This window comes from Roseivirga sp. BDSF3-8 (assembly GCF_041449215.1).
GTDB lineage: Bacteria > Bacteroidota > Bacteroidia > Cytophagales > Cyclobacteriaceae > JBGNFV01.
On record NZ_JBGNFV010000001.1, the window covers coordinates 615,436 to 632,317 of the forward strand.

Below are 16,882 nucleotides of genomic sequence, written 5' to 3' on the forward strand. Positions count from 1 at the left end.
AGCACCATATGCATTGGAAAAAAGCCACCAGAACTGTACTCATTATTTTGGTAGTCAACCTGGTGGTCTTTTTGTTCATATGCCCGCCCTGCATGACCACAGCAGAAGGCCTGGCAAAAATATGGGATGATGTCCTGTACAGTCTGCTGCTGTCCATAGGCCTTTGGCTGGGCAACGGCTACATTAGTGATTACCTGGACAAACGTATTTCCTGGATAGAAACGCCCCTCAAAAGGCTCCTTATCGGGCTTGTAGCCATGTTTGGCTATTCCACATTCATTACCCTGGTCATCTCCTTTGTCTTCCTGAGCCTGCGCCATCCGGAGTTTACGGCGACGGCAGGGTGGGAGTTTTTTGTAAAAGTGCTCAATGTGCCCCTGATCATCACCCTGGGCATCACCGCTTTTCTCACCAGCAGGGGCTTTTTACTTAGCTGGAAGCAGTCGGCCATAGACGCAGAACAAGCGCGGGCCGAGGCCATCAAGTTCCGGTATGATGCGCTGAAGAGTCAATTGAATCCTCATTTTCTATTCAATAGCATGAATGCGCTGACTAACCTGATCTACGAAGACCAGGAAGCCAGTGTACGCTTTGTGCGTCAGCTCTCACAGGTATACCGGTATGTGCTGGATACCCGCGATCAGGAAGTGGTGTCGCTTCAGGAGGAGCTTGGTTTTTTGGATGCCTATATCTTTTTACAAAAAATCCGGGTGGAGAAGGCGTTGGAGATCAAGCTTGAACCGGCGCTATGGCAAGTAAATGGTGTGGTACCTCCAATGAGCCTGCAGCTTCTGGTAGAAAATGCGATAAAGCATAACATTGCCTCTCAGCAGCAGCCTCTGCATATTTGTGTGAAGCTGGAAAACGAGTACATAGCCGTCACAAACCAGTTCAGGCCTAAGACCCCGGAGGATAACAGCAGCGGGCTGGGCCTGGAGACGTTGCGTAAGCGCTATGAAAACCTCACAAAAAAACCGGTGATAATAGACCAAACCAAAGAACACTACACTGTAAAAGTCCCTGTACTGACCCTGGAATGATCAATGTACTGATAATAGAAGACGAACAACCGGCTGTAAGGCACCTGCAGAAGTTACTGGAAAGGCATGCCCCTGATGCGGAGGTGTGTGGGGCCCTGGATACGGTAGAGGGGGCAATAAAATGGTTCAAGGAAAATGATAGCCCTGACCTGATCCTGTCTGACATCCGGCTGGCAGATGGCCTCAGTTTCGATATATTTAAAGAAGTACAGGTAAAGGCACCCATCATATTCACTACCGCCTATGATCGCTTTGCCATACAGGCTTTTAAGCTTAATAGTGTAGATTATCTGCTGAAGCCCATAGACGGACAGGAGCTGGAAGCTGCTCTGGATAAGTACCGCGGAATGAAGCCGGCAAAAAGCCCTGCCATACCGGACCTGGAGCAACTGGCCAGTAGCCTGCAGCAACTCACCAGGGGCTATAAAGGCCGATTTGTGGTGCGGATAGGCGAACGACTAAAGGCGATAGAGACGACCGATATCCTGTACTTTTACAGTAAGGACAAGATCACCTTTATGAAAACTGCGGACGGTAAGAGGCACGTAACTGACTACACACTGGAGCAACTGGAACAGCAACTGGACCCGGCGGAGTTTTTTCGAATAAGCCGGCAATACATAATCCGGTTTGAAGCCATAGAGGACATGGTGTACTACAGCTCTACCAAGCTGAAGCTAACACTGAACCACCAGGAAGAGAAAGACGTTTTTGTAAGCCGGCAGCGCCTGCACGACTTTAAAGAGTGGCTAGACAAATAGAAAAAGCCAGGACAAAAATGCCCTGGCTGATAATATCTATAATAGAAGAAGGATTAGATTACTCCTCAGACTTGCTTTCTTTCTCAGCTTTGGGAGCTTCTTCTTTCTTCTCAGACTTAGTCTTTTTTCCAGACTTGGCAGCAAATTCTTTTTTGATCTCCTCGATGTCGACCTGCTTCACGACAGGCTTAGTATTGAGACGCTTCATCTCGTCCTGTCTTCTCTTTGCTACTACTCTATTTTTTCTCGCTTTACGCTTAAGTGATGTTCCAGCCATGATTGTATCCTTTTTCGAAACGAATCGCAAAGTTAATATTAATACTAACATATCACAAGCCCTTATCTACACAATCCATGGCAAATCGTGGTTTTTTCACGGCAAATACCTAGCTTTTTGTTAGTTTTGCGGAAAATTTTTTAGCCCATGAGCAATCAGAAGCCCTCTTTACCTAAAGGAACACGAGATTTCGGGCCTGCCCAGATGGTCCGGAGAAACTATATTTTCGATACCATACGCAGCGTCTTTAAAAAATTTGGCTATCAGCCACTGGAGACACCCAGTATGGAAAACCTTAGTGTACTTACCGGAAAATACGGGGACGAAGGCGATCAATTGCTCTTCAAGATCCTGAACACCGGCGAATTCCTGAAGAAGACCCGTGCGACTGACTATGAAGCCGGTGAAAGCGCGATGCTCTCCAAAATAGCCGAAAAAGGGCTACGCTATGACCTTACGGTGCCATTTGCCCGCTATGTGGTCATGAATCGTAGTGATATAACCTTTCCCTTCCGCCGCTACCAGATACAGCCGGTATGGCGGGCAGACCGCCCCCAGCGGGGTCGCTACCGTGAGTTTTACCAGTGTGATGCCGACGTAGTGGGTACTGATTCGCTCATATGCGAGGCGGAGATCATGCAGATGATCAGCGAAGCCTTTGGCAAACTGGGCCTGAAAGACTATACGGTAAGCCTCAATAGCCGTAAGGTGCTCACCGGCATTACCGAAGCCATTGGAGCAGCCGGAAAAGAAGCTGAATTTTGCGTGGCAATAGACAAGCTGGACAAGATAGGCGAGGAAAAGGTAATGGACGAACTGCGGGGCCGGGGCTTTAGCGAGGAAGCTATAGAGAAGGCACGCCCCGTACTGAACATGGACAAGGGAAATGACGGTCGGCTGGCTGCCCTGGAAAAAATGTTTGCTGCCAGTGAGGCGGGCCGAAAGGGACTGGAGGAAATACGCACTATATTCTCTCTGATGCAGGCGATGAACGTAAGCACAGAGCGCATCTCATTTGATCCTACCCTGGCAAGGGGACTCTCTTACTACACTGGTGCCATATGGGAAGTAAAGGTGAATAATGTGAAGATGGGCAGTGTCTCGGGTGGTGGCCGCTACGACAACCTTACCGGCGTATTCGGCATGCCTGACATGTCCGGCGTAGGCTTCAGCTTTGGCGTAGACCGCATCTACGACGTACTGGAGGAGCTGGACCTGTTCCCCTTGGATGTACTTGAGTCTACCCGCGTCCTGTTCATTAACTTTGACGACAAAAGCACCATGGCTGTGCTTCCTCTGCTTACGGACCTTCGGAACGAGGGCATCAACTGCGAAGTGTATCCGGACGCCGTCAAACTGAAAAAGCAAATGAACTATGCCGATAAAAAAGGAATCCCCTATGTGGTGCTGGCCGGCTCTGAAGAAATAGCCTCCGGCAAATATACCCTGAAGAATATGACTACGGGGGAGCAGGTGCAACTGACTCCCACTGAGATTATCAGCCGCATGAAGGCTAACTGATACGCACAAACCTAAAAGACTACCATGATGAGTACGCACATCATAGACCCTACTAAAGAGCTTACCTTTGAGCACCTGAACATACTTGTGCGACCTGGCACGACCATAGAGCTGAGTGATGAGGCTATAAAGAAGATAGAAAAATGCCGGGCCTACCTGGACAAAACGGTAAAAGACTCCGTAATGCCGGTATACGGTGTAAACACGGGATTTGGCTCACTTTACAAAAAAAACATCCCCGCGGAAAGTCTGACCGAACTGCAGGTGAACCTGGTACGGTCTCATGCATGTGGCGCAGGCCGGGAGATTCCTTCGGAAATTGTTCGCCTCATGCTGGCGCTGAAGGTACAGAGCCTCTCATATGGCCACAGCGGTGTACAGCTTGTCACTGTACAGCGCCTGATTGATATGTTTAATGCCGGCATTTGCCCTGTAGTGTATGAATTTGGTTCACTCGGCGCCAGTGGCGACCTGGCCCCACTGGCACATCTGAGCCTGCCCCTGATCGGCGAGGGTGAAGTAATCCTGGACGGTGAACGAATAAGCGGGGCAGAGATGAATCGCCGTATGGGCTGGGAGCCGGTGGCCTTCAAATCAAAAGAAGGATTGGCCCTGCTAAACGGCACACAGTTTATGAGCGCCTTTGGCGTGTACTGCCTGATGCAGGCCCGTCGTCTTTCCATCTATGCAGACCGTATTGGCGCCCTTTCACTTGATGCCTTCGATGGTCGCCTCGATCCTTTCGAAGACCTTATTCACATTATCAGACCCCAGGCCGGGCAGCGCCGTACCGCCGAAGCCTTCAGAAAGCTGCTCAAAGACAGTGAAATGATGGCCCGTGAGAAAAAGCACGTGCAGGACCCCTACTCCTTCCGCTGCATTCCCCAGGTGCACGGCGCCTCAAAAGATGCGATCCGGTACGTTGAAAGTGTGTTTCTGGCTGAAATAAACGGGGTGACGGACAATCCGAATATTTTCCCTGACGAAGACAGGATCATATCGGGAGGAAACTTCCACGGCCAGCCCCTGGCCATGGCCCTGGACTTTCTGGCTATTGGCCTGGCTGAACTGGGCAGTATCAGTGAACGGCGTACCTTTCAGCTAGTGAGCGGCAACCGCGAGCTGCCCGATTTCCTGGTGGCTAACCCTGGTCTGAATAGCGGACTGATGATACCGCAGTATACGGCCGCCAGCATCGTGAGCCGAAATAAGCAACTGTGCACACCTGCATCTGTGGATAGTATTGTTTCGTCTAACGGCCAGGAGGACCACGTAAGTATGGGAGCAAATGCTGCTACCAAGACTTATGAGGTGGTTAATAATTTATACAGCATACTGGCTATAGAATGCATGTGTGCCTCACAAGCATTATCTTTCCGCGAAGAAAAGACCTCCCCTTTCCTGCAGGAATTTGCAGACAATTTCAGAGAAAAGGTGTCGTTTATTGATAATGATCGTATTTTTCGGGAAGACATCCGCCATGCGGAAGAGTTTCTGAAAGAGTATACCCTTAATTCGCCAATTTGAGAAGATACACATTCGCCATGTTCAGATTCCTGACGCTAATTTTCACCGGCTTATTTGTCGTACAGGCAGCGCATGCCCAGATAGAAAGTGATAAGAGCAGGTTCAGGGTAGATTATGTGGCGGGATGCGTTCCCCTGGATGTAACGATAACCAACCTGTGGCCGGACCAGAACATTAATGTGAATTTTCACCCCAAAGGCCGGGAAAATCCACCGGACGTCACGGAGTTAAACGCGACCACGTTCACGTATACCTATACCGAGCCGGGGGATTACCTTCTGGAACAGATACTTGCCCTGCCCGATGACCAGATTACTGACAATGAAGATAAGTGGGACCAGATCACCATCTCGGTCTATGAGCCTCTGCCCCCAACGGCAACTGTCTATCGCTGTACTAACCATACCATACGGGTAGATATCGATACAGAAGCAGACTCCTACGACCAGTACCTGATAGACTATGGCGATGGCAATACGGCTTATACGGATGGTACAAATATACCTGTCTACTCCTACGCAAGCCCGGGCACATACACCATTACCATAGATGGTCTGTATGCCGGTGGGAAAATGAACTGCGATACGTACTCTGAGACCATCACTACCATAAATCAGCTTACTGCCGGACAGGTAGAAAGCCTGACGGTAACTAATACAGACCGTACCAACGGCCAGGTAACGCTGGGGCTGAACCTTGCCCCTGCCACTACCTATGAACTGGAGGTATCACGAGGAGGCTATAATAATTTTACCTACGTGCGAACCCTGGAGCCGGAAGCTACCGAGGCCGTCATAGAGGGGCTCAATACGCTGGAAAGATATTATTGCTTTCGTGTGGTAGCCACTACCGGTTGCTCTGACGCTGACATACCTTCTAACATTGTGTGCAGTGTAAAAACGGAGGCCACGGCCCGTAATAATGAAAACCGCATAACCTGGGAAACCAGCGTGCTGGACTTCGATGCTTTTGACCTGTACCGTGACGGGGAACTGATTACGTCAATTACGACCAGTGGCAGCAGGGGCTATACCGATCAGGATGTTGAATGCCAGGTTGAATACTGCTACACTGTACAGACCCGCAATATAACGAGTACCTCCGAGGGCAACCCTGCTTGTGTTACGGCCATATCTAATCGTACACCTGCCTCAGTTACAGACCTCGCAGTAAGTGTGGTGGGGGATAGTGTGCAGGTAACCTTCCTGCCTCCGGAAGATGAGGGCAATGGTCGCGGGGTATTGTTCCGTAGCCAGGGCCAGGGCTCATTTTTACCCCTTGATACCATCAGCGGCACCACCTACTTTGATTCCAGGCTAAACCTGAATACTAATGAATACTGCTACAGCCTTCGCTTTGCGGATGAATGCGATAATGTATCGCAGCCGAGCCTGGTGGCATGCCCCATGATCCTCTCCCTGGAGCAGTCCGGAGATAATATTTTACTGGAATGGAATGAGTATTTTGGTTTTGAAAACCTGCTGTATTACCTGGTAGAGGAATATGACGAGAACGGTCAGGTAGTAAACAGTACGACGACCGCCACGCCATCTATCACCCTGCAGGTAGAGCTTGAGCAACGTATATATTACGCATTCCGGGTCGTAGCCGTGAGTGCCGGTAGCGGGCCGAACGGTGCTGCATTGTCAGCTTTAAGTAATGTGGCGACCCTTACCCTGGAGCCGACCTTTGCCTTGCCTACTGCATTCACACCCGACGGAGACGGGATTAATGACCGCTACGCTCCCCTTGGCACCTATCTGCAAACCTTCTCCCTCTATGTGTATAATCGCTGGGGTGAACTGGTATACGCTGAGACCGATGGCACCCAGGGCTGGGACGGCACCTTTAACGGCCAGGCTGCTCCTGAAGGCCGTTACACCTGTGTGACTGATGTACGTGACACCAGCGGGGGCACCACCACCCTCCGCGAAAGCTTCATGTTGCTTAGAAACAGGTAAACACCCGGCCTCTCTCGCTGTTTAATTGGTTAATATTAGTAAATGGCTCCCATAGTCCGACTGGAATGCGTATAATTGCAGCCCTAAAAGACAAATCGAGCGATATTTTTCAGATTTAGACCCAAGTATTATGTTCGATATGATGAAAATGATGGGCAAGATGAAGGAGGTTCAGGCTAAAATGCGTGAAGTCCAGGAAAACCTTGTCCACGTAACTGCCACCGGTGAGGCTGGCGCCGGCATGGTAAAAGCCACAGCTAATGGCCACAAGCAAATCATCGAGCTCACGATAGATCAGGACATGATCAAACCGGAAGACCGGGAGATGATTCAAGACCTGACCATAGCCGCCGTAAACAGTGCACTGGCTGCTGTGGATGTGAAGGTAAAAGAGGAAATGAAGAAGCAGACCGAAGGGGTACTGCCTAATATCCCGGGGCTGGACCTGAGCGGCATGATGTAATGCCACACACTGCCATTGTCATCCTTAATTATAACACGCGGGGTTTTCTTCAAAAGTTTCTGCCCGGCGTACTGGCACACAGCGGAGACTGTGAGGTAATAGTGGCGGATAACCGTTCTCCGGATGATTCAGTGGCATTTATGAAGGAGTTTTACCCGGAAGTCAGACTTATAGAGACTGAAGAAAACCTTGGGTTTGCCAGCGGCTATAATGAAGTACTAAGACAGGTAGAGGCAGATTACTACATACTGCTGAATAGTGACGTAGAGGTAACACCAGACTGGACTGCCCCCCTGCTAAGGCTAATGGAATCAAACCCGGAAGTAGCCGCATGTCATCCGAAGATACTGGCATACGATGACAAATCGCTCTTTGAATATGCCGGTGGAGCAGGTGGCTACATTGACAGGCTGGGCTACCCATTTTGCCGGGGCAGGCTATTTGACACGCTTGAAAAGGACGAGGGTCAGTATGATGATACGCGGCGGGTGTTCTGGGCCACAGGTGCCTGCATGATGGTACGGGCCGATATTTATCATACCTGCGGCGGATTGGATGATAGCTTTTTTGCCCACATGGAAGAGATAGACTTTTGCTGGAGAATACAATTATCCGGCCATAAAGTATACTATTGTGGCGAAAGCAGTGTACATCATGTAGGCGGAGGAACTTTACCCAAGACCAGCGCCCGGAAAACCTACCTCAACTTTAGAAACGGGCTGGCGATGTTGTACAAAAATTGCCTGCCGGCAACTATTTGGTGGGTAATTCCTTGCCGAATATTACTTGACTGGGTGGCTGCGGCAAGATTTTTTTTACAGGGTAAGCCGGCGTTCGGCCAGGCGATATTCAGAGCGCACCGTGATTTCGTAAAAATGAGGGGTGATCTGAAAATTAAAAGAAAGAATACGCTTAAGCAAAAACCACAGCGGGTTGAGAGAGTTATCTACCCGGGCAGCCTCTTATATGACTATTTCGTAAAAGGCAAAAAACGCTTTTCGGAATTAAACTTTCTGCCTGAAAATCAAAAATAAAAGATCGGACTATGGCGCCTTCTCAGGTGTCTTCGGAAGTTCATAATAAACGCTAAACCTAAGTAAAGTATAATTGGTGAGCCGAAGGCCAGAAAGGAGGAATATATAAAAAATATCCTAATGCTTGCAGTGGGAATACCAAGCTTATGGCCCATGTGCGTACACACCCCGAAAGCCCTATCTTCAAAAAATTGCTGGATTCGTTTCATTCTTTAAATAATTTTCAAAACAAATATAATAATCGAATTGTTCAATTTCAGAATGGCTTGCGCTTATTTTTCTTACGTTTGATTGCATAACAAATTTTATAAAGATACTTTCGCAAGTAATTCAACCAAAGTTTTCAAACAAATAAATGGTTCAGATGAGAAGATTAATTTTTGCCCTGACCTTATTGGGTACATTTGCCTTTACAGGTTGTGCGCTGAATAAAATGATCAAGATGGCTGAGGAGCAGGACCTTACAGTTTCTCCTAATCCACTTGAGGTTCATGGCGACTCAGTTCAGTTCGAGATGTCGGCTGTACTTCCTGTCAAAATGCTCAAAGAGGGTAAAACGTATACCGTACTACCTACTTATGAGTACGAAGGTCAGGAGAAAGAGCTTGAGGGAATCGATTTTACTACCGAGCAGTTCCCGAATGCTGATGATCAGCAGCCCCGCATTACCGAAAATTTTGCTTTTGCATACGATCCCGACATGAGCAATGGCGGTCTGTATATTAAAGGCGTTGCCAAAGATAATGACAGCGACAAAAGCAAAGAAACAGACAAGATGAAAGTTGCCGAAGGCCTTATTACAACATCAAGGCTGGTAATGGATTCTTACTATTCAAATTATGCTGATCACGGGTATAACAACGAAGAGGAGCTTATACCTACTACTATTGACTTTTACTTTACTCAGGGTAGCTCTTATCTGCGCCCCAGTGAGAGAAGAAGTGATCGTGGAGACAACCTGCAAAGCTTCATTGCTGAGAAGAACGTAACCCGCACAGTAACTATCACAGGTACTCACTCGCCTGAAGGTCCTGAGCGTATAAACGAAAACCTTTCTGAAGAACGTGCCAAAGCTATTGAGAACTGGTACCGTCAGCAAATGAGACGCTATGACTATCAGGGTATGGCAGATAGCATTGAGTTCATTCTCAAGCCTGTAGTACTTGAGTGGGAGCCTTTCAAAGTTATGCTGGCCGAATATGACGGTATCAGCGAGCAGGAGAAGCAAGAGTATATTAATATCATCAACGGTTCAGGCTCTTATGTAGAGAAAGAAGACCAGATGCATCAGCTTCCTACTTATAACAAAGTATTCAGAGAGCTGTACCCTGAACTTCGTAGAGCTAAAACTGAAGTACTGACTGTTAAGGAAAAGAAATCAGACGCAGAGATATCTGTACTGGCAAGAGGTATTGCCGAAGGCACTACTGCCCCGGATACACTTTCTGCTGAAGAGTTAGGATATGCCGTAGTGCTTACACCAGATTTGCAGGAGAGAGAGACGATATTGGTTGCTCTCGTTAAAAAATCTGATAACTATGTAGCGCACAATAACCTGGGAGCTGTATACCTTGAGATGGCTGAGCGCGCTGATAACGAAAGTACACAAGAAGAATTGATAGAAAAAGCCATCAATCAGTTCGAAATGTCTAATCAAAAGCAGGAAAATGCTGAAGCTTATATGAACCTTGCCGGTGCCTACATGATGCAGGGCCGCATGGACAAAGCTCAAGACATGGCTGTTAAAGGTGCTAACATGCAGATGAGCACTGAAGAGAATACCCGCGGCAGCAACGGTGTTCGTGGTGTAATTGCCATCAAAGCCGGTGAGTACAGAGAAGCCATTAACCTTTTGTCTTCCGCTCCTGAAACAGCGCCAAATAAATTTAACCTTGCGCTTGCACAGGTTCTTACTCAGGACTACAGAAATGCTCTGACTACACTTGAGGACGTGATCATGATGGACGACGAGTCTGACATCCACGGTTATGCTCACTACCTTGCAGCCGTAGCTAACGCTCGTCTGCAGCAGGAAAGCAAAGTGTATGAGCACCTGACCAAAGCTGTGGAAGCTAATAGCGACCTAAGAGCTAAGGCTATGGACGATCTTGAATTCAGAAACTACAGCGAATCTGAGGAGTTCAAAAACGCCTTGATGTAATCATCACAACGGTTGAAATACTCAAAACCCCGGGCCAATGTCCGGGGTTTTTTGTTATACCTCAATCAAATACGGCCTGCCTTTGTTAATTGGGAGATCGTTAGCTATTTTTACCGCACTTAAAACAACGCTGTGGCATGAGAGAAATCCAATTTAGAGAAGCCCTGAACGAGGCAATGTCCGAGGAAATGCGCCGTGATGAGAGTGTTTTCCTTATAGGTGAGGAAGTGGCCGAATATAACGGGGCCTATAAAGTAAGCCAGGGCATGCTGGATGAGTTCGGAGCCGAACGGGTGATAGATACCCCAATCGCCGAACTGGGCTTTGCAGGTCTGGGTGTGGGTGCTGCTATGAACGGCCTGCGCCCGATAGTGGAGTTTATGACTTTTAACTTTTCCCTGGTAGCCATTGACCAGGTAATAAATAGTGCCGCCAAAATGCTATCCATGTCCGGCGGGCAGTTTAATATCCCTATGGTATTCCGCGGGCCCACTGGTAATGCCGGCCAGTTGAGCTCACAGCACAGCCAGAACTTTGAAAACTGGTATGCCAATACGCCCGGACTCAAGGTAGTAGTTCCTTCTAATCCTTATGATGCCAAAGGGCTGCTAAAAACCTCTATCCGTGACAATGACCCCGTAATCTTTATGGAGTCTGAACTGATGTATGGTGACAAAGGCGAAGTACCTGAAGAGGAATACCTCATAGAGATAGGCAAAGCCAAGACAGTACGCGAGGGTAGCGATGTGACCATCGTGAGCTTTGGCAAAATGATGAAAGTGGCCCTGGAAGCCGCTGAAGAAGCCGCTAAAAATGATATTGACGCTGAGGTGATTGACCTGCGTTCCGTACGTCCTATCGATTATGAAGCAGTAGTGGAAAGTGTGAAAAAGACCAATCGCCTGATCATTGTGGAAGAAGCCTGGCCCCTGGCGGCTATTTCTTCTGAGATCAGCTACCACATTCAGAAGCATGCCTTTGATTACCTGGATGCCCCTATCCACCGTATCAATAGCATGGATGTGCCTCTCCCCTACGCGCCTACCCTCATCGATGCGGTGCTGCCTAACGTAAAGCGCACGCTGGAAGCAGTAGACGCTGTACTGTATAGATAGGCTATCTACAAATCTTATCAAAAATGAGGGCTGCCTGCTTATTAGCGGACAGCCTTTATTTTTTATTCCAGCGTAATACGGCAATGGTTTTGGCCCTAGCTCTTACAAAAAGAAAGGCTCCACAAGTGGCAGCCTTTTCTTCACTCTTAGCCTTATTGAGAAACCCACTGCATAAGGAGAGCACATCCATATGCAGCATAAGTTCCTAGAAAGTAACCAAATACAGCCAGTAGAACACCCACCGGAGCCAAAGCAGGGCTGAATGCTGATGCAACCACGGGTGCTGATGCGGCTCCACCTACGTTAGCCTGACTACCCACAGCAACAAAAAAGAAAGGTGCACGAATAATCTTCGCGACGATAAGCAGAAGGGTTACGTGAACCAACATCCAGATTATTCCTAACAAAAAGAACTCCCAATAATCCTTAATAGCTTCAACATCCATATGCATGCCAATAGTAGCTACCAGTACATAAATCATCACACTACCTAACCTGGAGGCCCCTACGCCTTCTAGCTTTCTGACACGGGTGAAAGAAAGGGCTAAACCTAAAGTTGTAGCAATTACGATAAGCCAGAAGAAAGAGCTTCCCAGGCTAGCGCGTTCCAGCAGCATCACAGTACTTAAATCTCCGCTTGCTTCAGCCGCTTCCAAAGTTCCGTAAATGGTAACCACTTCAGCTTTAGTCACAGTGATGTATTCCTGAATGTTAGTAGCGATAATATCTGCAAAAAAATGACCAATAGCTGTCACTACAAACCCTACCCCCAATACCTTCATAGTATCAGATAAGGTGGGCAGTTTTAAAATTGAGGCACGATAATCTTCGACCCGTTTTTTCAAGTCTTCGATTGCTGAGCTATCTGCGTTAAATGCCTTATCTACCTGTTTATACATACCCGCGCCCAGTAAAAGAAAGGCCATCCAAATGTTGGCTACAATTACATCTACGGCAATCATAATACTATAAAGGCTTCCACTTGGCTTGAATATTTCTAACATGGCTGCCTGGTTAGCTCCGCCGCCGATCCAGCTACCGGATATTGTTGCCATGCCCCTCCATAGTGCATCTTCACCCTCGCCAAGCATACTGGGTGCAACCGCTTTAAAAATCATAAGGGCAATAGGGCCGCCGATCACTATGCCGACAGTGGCCGTAAGAAACATGATAAGAGCCTTGGGGCCGAGTTTGAGAATCCCCTTTAGGTCAATAGAAAGGGTAAGAAGGACCAAACTGGTAGGCAAAAGATAGCGTGTGGCCACAAAATACAGTTGGGACTTCTCTCCGTCTATAAGGCCAAAAGTATTGTAAAGACTGGGAATAAAATAGCACAGCAGCAGTGCAGGAACTACACTGTAAAATTTCTTCCAGCTTTTGAGGGAAGAGGTGTAAAATATGGCGGCCAGGGTAATCATCAGAAGCCCCAGCACAACGGCATCGTTAGTAATGAAGGCAGCACTGTGTACCGCTTCGGTCGTTTCTTCAGCTACCGCGGCGATATCATTCATAGCGGCAGAGTCTGCCACTACTAAACTATCCGGGGCAGCCAGGCTATCGGTCATTTCCTGCATAGGTCATTCAGAATTTTAGCCTGTAAAACTACCATTTTTTACCTCATGGCAAAAAGGGCCTTTTGCTTATACTACCCCGGCCTCTTCCAGTATAGTAGCGAATTCACTGAGCATCATGGCCGTGGCACCCCACACCACATGCCCCTCCAGATCGAAATAAGGTGCTTTAATTGAAAATTTTGCCTGGGTAGGAATGGCCTTCATTTTTCGTTTTTCCGCAAGGAGCAGGTGGTCAAGCCTTGCTTCTATTACCTCCGCTACCTCCAAAGGCTCAGCCACAAACTGAGGCTTATGGGTGACCATACCTACAAAAGGAGAAACCAGGAAATTACTTGGAGGAATATAGAGTCTGCTTAATGCTCCGAGTACGTTAATTTCTCCGGCTGGCACGCCTATCTCCTCCTCCGTCTCGCGAAGGGCTGCCTGCAGGTCTGTTTCATCCATTTCCAGCTTGCCACCCGGGAAGCTAACCTGGCCGCCATGGACGCCGGGGTACTGAGGTCTGCGGATAAGAGGGAAGTACCAGTGGTTACCCTCAGGGTATAGCAATAGCATGACCCCTCCCCTACGTGGATTTAACCTTTCCAGGTTATTAAAACTTCCTCTCCGTCTTTCTGAGGGAGACATTTTAAGTTGGGCATTTTCCCCGGGCAAATCTTCGTCCGCCAGCCGGCGGTATAAAGTTTGAAGCCATTCGGGTGCATCATGTAGCATTCTTTCCATCACTCGGCACAAAATTACCAAATAGATACGCTTTTTTACTAAAACATTTTAACTACTTGGTTTACAAATCGTTAGTATTCCAAATCATGTTATCATATATAAAAACCCTCCATACCGTTCGCGAAAAGGATTCCTACACTATTTCGGTTAACCCCCTCCTCAACCGGATTTATGTTTCCTTTAAGCAATATCTACATAATCCCGGCACAGCAATGGAGTTTGACAGAGATATGGAAATTGCTTTTTCTGAGGTTATCAGTGACTGTACCATAGTTGTTGATCGCCGGGAGGCCAACTGGCCGCTTGCTAAAAATGACCCTTTCCGGTTTAGCCTTATCACCAAATCCCTTACCTACTCTATCAAAGCTTTAGCAGAGGTGGTAGATGCCGACCAGTATATACCTGATCTTTTAAATAACCGCCTTTGCTTTCCTTTTGACCCCATATTTAAAAAGGTCACTAGCTTGCATGCGGCGGAAACATGGCTTAATACACTGAAAATTACCCCCTTTAAAGGGGAACTTTTCCATAAAGAGGCATGAAATTTGATACGAATTAAGGCGAAACCATTTCCCACTTTGCCTTTTTATTTATGAAACCTTATTACCTTCCGCTGCTCCTGATTCTGCTTTCTGCCTGCTATGCCACTTCGCCGCGTCCTTCTGACCCTAACTTACTGGACGCTACCTTACCGGTAAAACCACACGATGGCCCTGTGGAAGTCATATTCCCAGGTGAGCCCCGGCCAGAAAAAGCATACCGTAAGGTGGCGCTGGTAGAGACTCACGGGGACGTACCTGCACGCCGGGTAGACAAACTCAAGGAACAGGCCCGCCGCTACGGTGCTGATGCCATCATTATCCTTACCTCAACTTCCGAGCCGGTACTTACTAACGACGAGGGCATATATGAATCCCTATCAGAAGCCCTTACCGGTAATGAGATCCCCGATAACTGGTATGTCAGCAATGTGCCATTCATGCAGGCGCTGGCTATCGTGTATGAGGAGAGCCTGGCTCCTGAGCGGTTCAATCAGTTTGCAGAGGTAAGAATATACGATGAAGAAAATGGAAAATACGGAAGTAATGTTTTGAAGACAGTGGAGTATAACTACCGCGGACATATTAAAAATGAGTATGTGACTGACAGCGCAGTGGCCTTGGGAGCAGAAAGCCTGTACCCGCAGCGAACAAACCCGGACTTTCTCATAAACGGAACCAAAGACTGGGTAGAGACTGCGATACATTACGAGGGGGAGTATCGGGTATTAGAAAGAAGGCAGGAAGATAATACCGGGAGATGGCAGCGGTATGTTAAGGTCTACTTTAACAGCAACCGGCAGCCTATGCGCCTGGAACTGACGGAAAGAGACCTATATCCCGGCCAGCGAGCTAAAAGCCTGGAGCTTTTCCCGACGTATAATCAGGAAGATCTTCTGACCAAGCTGGTCGTTTTCGAGACCGTTCATGGCAAAAGATCTCCTGTATATGCAGAGGAATACAGGTATGACAAAGACCGACTCATACAGCAGGAGGTGTTTAAAATAAAAGACGGGGAGAAATTTCCCAGGCTGCTGATAGACTTCAAGGCCTTTCCTGAGGATTATGATACAAATGAAGCCCACAATCAGTAATGCACTCCCGGCCATTATCTGAGTGTGCATTTTTCGACTATAAACCTATCGCATGAAGACCTTTTACCCTCATCTGTTATTTATTCTGCTTCTACTCCCAGGGTGCTATATGAACAGCGGCCTGTATACTGATGCGGCGGTGCTGGACACGTCTATTCCCAGCAGGCCGTATGCAGGGCAGGTAGATGTTTATTTTCCCGGAGAGCGGCTTCCGGATAAAGCATACCGCAAGGTTGCCTTTCTAGAATCGGACAGATCCGACCCCTCCGACAGGATTCAGGACATGAGAAAAATGGCCAGAAAGTACGGTGCTGACGCCATTATTTTTCTATCACTTACCCCCTCGTTACAGGTACAGGCGGTAAATGACAGTGAGCTGAACGGTGAGCAGGTTGATGTGAGGTCGGTAGGACATCCCTTTTTACAACATGCGATTGCCGTGGTATTTGAGGAAAACCTTTCCCCCTCAGCATTCAATCAATACGCAGAAGTATACCTGCAAGGGGATGGCGAAATGAAGGAGGAAACGCTCTTACTTAAAACCACTTATGACTATTATCAAAATGTAGCTGATAAGAAAATACTTGCAGAGGGAAAACTGGTGGAAAAGGCCTATTTATACCCCGAACGTACCAGTATAGGCTATCTGCTAAGCTTTGCCGACAGCCCGGCAGAAAACAATAGAAACTCCGCCGGAAGACAAACAGGCCGGGGACATGACTGGCAAAGAAAGTTTAGAGTGGTTAGAAGTCAGGAAGGGTTTATCAATAAAATATTTCTTAAGGAGAAGGACTTGTACCCTGGCCAGGGGTATGAGTCCTTTATTCTCCACCTTCACTATGATAACGAGGGCAGAATAGTACAAATGAAAGTGTACCAGGACGGTGGAGCAAGAAACCACCTTAAGGAAGTGCATACCTATTCTTACCGGAATAACAGGCTCAGCGAAGAAAAAATCGCCAGGATGGAAAACGATGAGCTAAAAGCATGGCTGAGAGTAGAATACACACCATTTCCGGAAGATTACACCATAGACCAGGCGCGTAATCCATAAAAAAATCCCGGGATGAACCGGGATTTTCAAGAATCGGA

The 16,882-nt window shown here is 47.8% G+C and carries 15 protein-coding genes and 1 pseudogene; 12 read left to right on the forward strand and 4 right to left on the reverse strand.

The genetic code is table 11. The annotated features are described in order from the left end of the window. Positions 1–8: 8 nt before the first annotated feature. Together AB9P05_RS02435 and AB9P05_RS02440 are read left to right on the forward strand one after the other, a co-directional pair. Entirely contained in the window at positions 9–1,040 is a 1,032-nt protein-coding gene (locus tag AB9P05_RS02435) for a sensor histidine kinase (protein WP_371907224.1), read from the forward strand. Then, positions 1,037–1,801, forward strand: coding sequence for a LytR/AlgR family response regulator transcription factor (locus AB9P05_RS02440; RefSeq protein WP_371907225.1), 765 nt, complete (start codon positions 1,037–1,039; stop codon positions 1,799–1,801). The genes AB9P05_RS02435 and AB9P05_RS02440 overlap by 4 nt, the downstream gene beginning before the upstream one ends. A gap of 58 nt (positions 1,802–1,859) precedes the next feature. Here the strand turns inward: AB9P05_RS02440 and AB9P05_RS02445 are convergent, their stop codons facing one another. Continuing rightward, complete coding sequence (locus tag AB9P05_RS02445; RefSeq protein ID WP_371907226.1) at positions 1,860–2,078, reverse strand: hypothetical protein; 219 nt, start codon at positions 2,076–2,078, stop codon at positions 1,860–1,862. A gap of 147 nt (positions 2,079–2,225) precedes the next feature. On the opposite strand from AB9P05_RS02445, the gene hisS reads away from it, so the two are divergent. The 5 genes from hisS (at position 2,226) to AB9P05_RS02470 (ending at position 8,584) form a co-directional block, all read left to right on the forward strand. Then, entirely contained in the window at positions 2,226–3,599 is a 1,374-nt protein-coding gene (gene hisS / locus AB9P05_RS02450; RefSeq protein ID WP_371907227.1) for a histidine--tRNA ligase, read from the forward strand. 24 nt (positions 3,600–3,623) lie between these two features. After that, positions 3,624–5,126, forward strand: a complete 1,503-nt coding sequence (hutH, locus tag AB9P05_RS02455) for a histidine ammonia-lyase (RefSeq protein WP_371907228.1) — start codon at positions 3,624–3,626, stop codon at positions 5,124–5,126. Further along, a complete protein-coding gene (locus AB9P05_RS02460; RefSeq protein WP_371907229.1) occupies positions 5,123–7,087 on the forward strand; it encodes a gliding motility-associated C-terminal domain-containing protein in 1,965 nt (654 codons plus the stop codon). The genes hutH and AB9P05_RS02460 overlap by 4 nt, the downstream gene beginning before the upstream one ends. Positions 7,088–7,217: 130 nt before the next feature. After that, positions 7,218–7,550: a YbaB/EbfC family nucleoid-associated protein gene (locus tag AB9P05_RS02465; RefSeq protein ID WP_371907230.1), complete on the forward strand. Its 333-nt coding sequence runs from the start codon at positions 7,218–7,220 to the stop codon at positions 7,548–7,550. After that, positions 7,550–8,584 carry a glycosyltransferase family 2 protein gene (locus AB9P05_RS02470; RefSeq protein ID WP_371907231.1) on the forward strand — a complete coding sequence of 345 codons (1,035 nt, stop codon included), beginning with the start codon at positions 7,550–7,552 and terminating at the stop codon, positions 8,582–8,584. The genes AB9P05_RS02465 and AB9P05_RS02470 overlap by 1 nt, the downstream gene beginning before the upstream one ends. On the opposite strand, the gene AB9P05_RS02475 is transcribed toward AB9P05_RS02470, so the two are convergent. Further along, positions 8,575–8,793 (reverse strand): PspC domain-containing protein, encoded by a 219-nt coding sequence (locus AB9P05_RS02475; protein ID WP_371907232.1) that lies wholly within the window; start codon positions 8,791–8,793, stop codon positions 8,575–8,577. The genes AB9P05_RS02470 and AB9P05_RS02475 overlap by 10 nt on opposite strands. Before the next feature lie 155 nt (positions 8,794–8,948). On the opposite strand from AB9P05_RS02475, the gene AB9P05_RS02480 reads away from it, so the two are divergent. Together AB9P05_RS02480 and AB9P05_RS02485 are read left to right on the forward strand one after the other, a co-directional pair. Continuing rightward, the gene (locus tag AB9P05_RS02480; RefSeq protein ID WP_371907233.1) at positions 8,949–10,745 is read left to right on the forward strand and encodes a hypothetical protein; all 1,797 of its coding nucleotides are present in this window, start codon (positions 8,949–8,951) and stop codon (positions 10,743–10,745) included. Between the two features lie 131 nt (positions 10,746–10,876). Continuing rightward, positions 10,877–11,860 (forward strand): annotated as a pseudogene (locus tag AB9P05_RS02485) (pyruvate dehydrogenase complex E1 component subunit beta); the annotation flags it as partial. 152 nt (positions 11,861–12,012) lie between these two features. Here the strand turns inward: AB9P05_RS02485 and AB9P05_RS02490 are convergent. Both AB9P05_RS02490 and AB9P05_RS02495 read right to left on the reverse strand, forming a co-directional pair. Further along, a complete protein-coding gene (locus AB9P05_RS02490; RefSeq protein WP_371911329.1) occupies positions 12,013–13,371 on the reverse strand; it encodes a DUF819 domain-containing protein in 1,359 nt (452 codons plus the stop codon). A 129-nt stretch (positions 13,372–13,500) separates the two neighbouring features. Further along, positions 13,501–14,157 (reverse strand): CoA pyrophosphatase, encoded by a 657-nt coding sequence (locus tag AB9P05_RS02495; protein ID WP_371907234.1) that lies wholly within the window; start codon positions 14,155–14,157, stop codon positions 13,501–13,503. Between the two features lie 86 nt (positions 14,158–14,243). Between AB9P05_RS02495 and AB9P05_RS02500 the strand changes: the two genes are divergently transcribed. The 3 genes from AB9P05_RS02500 to AB9P05_RS02510 are packed head-to-tail and all read left to right on the forward strand — an operon-like array spanning position 14,244 to position 16,844. Further along, positions 14,244–14,699: a hypothetical protein gene (locus AB9P05_RS02500; protein WP_371907235.1), complete on the forward strand. Its 456-nt coding sequence runs from the start codon at positions 14,244–14,246 to the stop codon at positions 14,697–14,699. Between the two features lie 50 nt (positions 14,700–14,749). Further along, positions 14,750–15,790, forward strand: a complete 1,041-nt coding sequence (locus AB9P05_RS02505) for a hypothetical protein (protein WP_371907236.1) — start codon at positions 14,750–14,752, stop codon at positions 15,788–15,790. 52 nt (positions 15,791–15,842) lie between these two features. Next, on the forward strand, positions 15,843–16,844 hold the full coding sequence (locus AB9P05_RS02510) for a hypothetical protein (protein WP_371907237.1): 1,002 nt from the start codon (positions 15,843–15,845) through the stop codon (positions 16,842–16,844). Positions 16,845–16,882 lie beyond the last annotated feature (38 nt).

Excerpts from the sequence above, each read along its gene's own strand:
- AB9P05_RS02435 (WP_371907224.1), top strand. The coding sequence starts at position 9 with ATGCATTGGAAAAAAGCCACCAGAACTGTACTCATTATTTTGGTAGTC.
- AB9P05_RS02440 (WP_371907225.1), top strand. The coding sequence starts at position 1,037 with ATGATCAATGTACTGATAATAGAAGACGAACAACCGGCTGTAAGGCAC.
- AB9P05_RS02445 (WP_371907226.1), bottom strand. The coding sequence starts at position 2,078 with ATGGCTGGAACATCACTTAAGCGTAAAGCGAGAAAAAATAGAGTAGTA.
- hisS (WP_371907227.1), top strand. The coding sequence starts at position 2,226 with ATGAGCAATCAGAAGCCCTCTTTACCTAAAGGAACACGAGATTTCGGG.
- hutH (WP_371907228.1), top strand. The coding sequence starts at position 3,624 with ATGATGAGTACGCACATCATAGACCCTACTAAAGAGCTTACCTTTGAG.
- AB9P05_RS02465 (WP_371907230.1), top strand. The coding sequence starts at position 7,218 with ATGTTCGATATGATGAAAATGATGGGCAAGATGAAGGAGGTTCAGGCT.
- AB9P05_RS02470 (WP_371907231.1), top strand. The coding sequence starts at position 7,550 with ATGCCACACACTGCCATTGTCATCCTTAATTATAACACGCGGGGTTTT.
- AB9P05_RS02475 (WP_371907232.1), bottom strand. The coding sequence starts at position 8,793 with ATGAAACGAATCCAGCAATTTTTTGAAGATAGGGCTTTCGGGGTGTGT.
- AB9P05_RS02480 (WP_371907233.1), top strand. The coding sequence starts at position 8,949 with ATGAGAAGATTAATTTTTGCCCTGACCTTATTGGGTACATTTGCCTTT.
- AB9P05_RS02490 (WP_371911329.1), bottom strand. The coding sequence starts at position 13,371 with ATGAATGATATCGCCGCGGTAGCTGAAGAAACGACCGAAGCGGTACAC.
- AB9P05_RS02495 (WP_371907234.1), bottom strand. The coding sequence starts at position 14,157 with ATGGAAAGAATGCTACATGATGCACCCGAATGGCTTCAAACTTTATAC.
- AB9P05_RS02500 (WP_371907235.1), top strand. The coding sequence starts at position 14,244 with ATGTTATCATATATAAAAACCCTCCATACCGTTCGCGAAAAGGATTCC.
- AB9P05_RS02505 (WP_371907236.1), top strand. The coding sequence starts at position 14,750 with ATGAAACCTTATTACCTTCCGCTGCTCCTGATTCTGCTTTCTGCCTGC.
- AB9P05_RS02510 (WP_371907237.1), top strand. The coding sequence starts at position 15,843 with ATGAAGACCTTTTACCCTCATCTGTTATTTATTCTGCTTCTACTCCCA.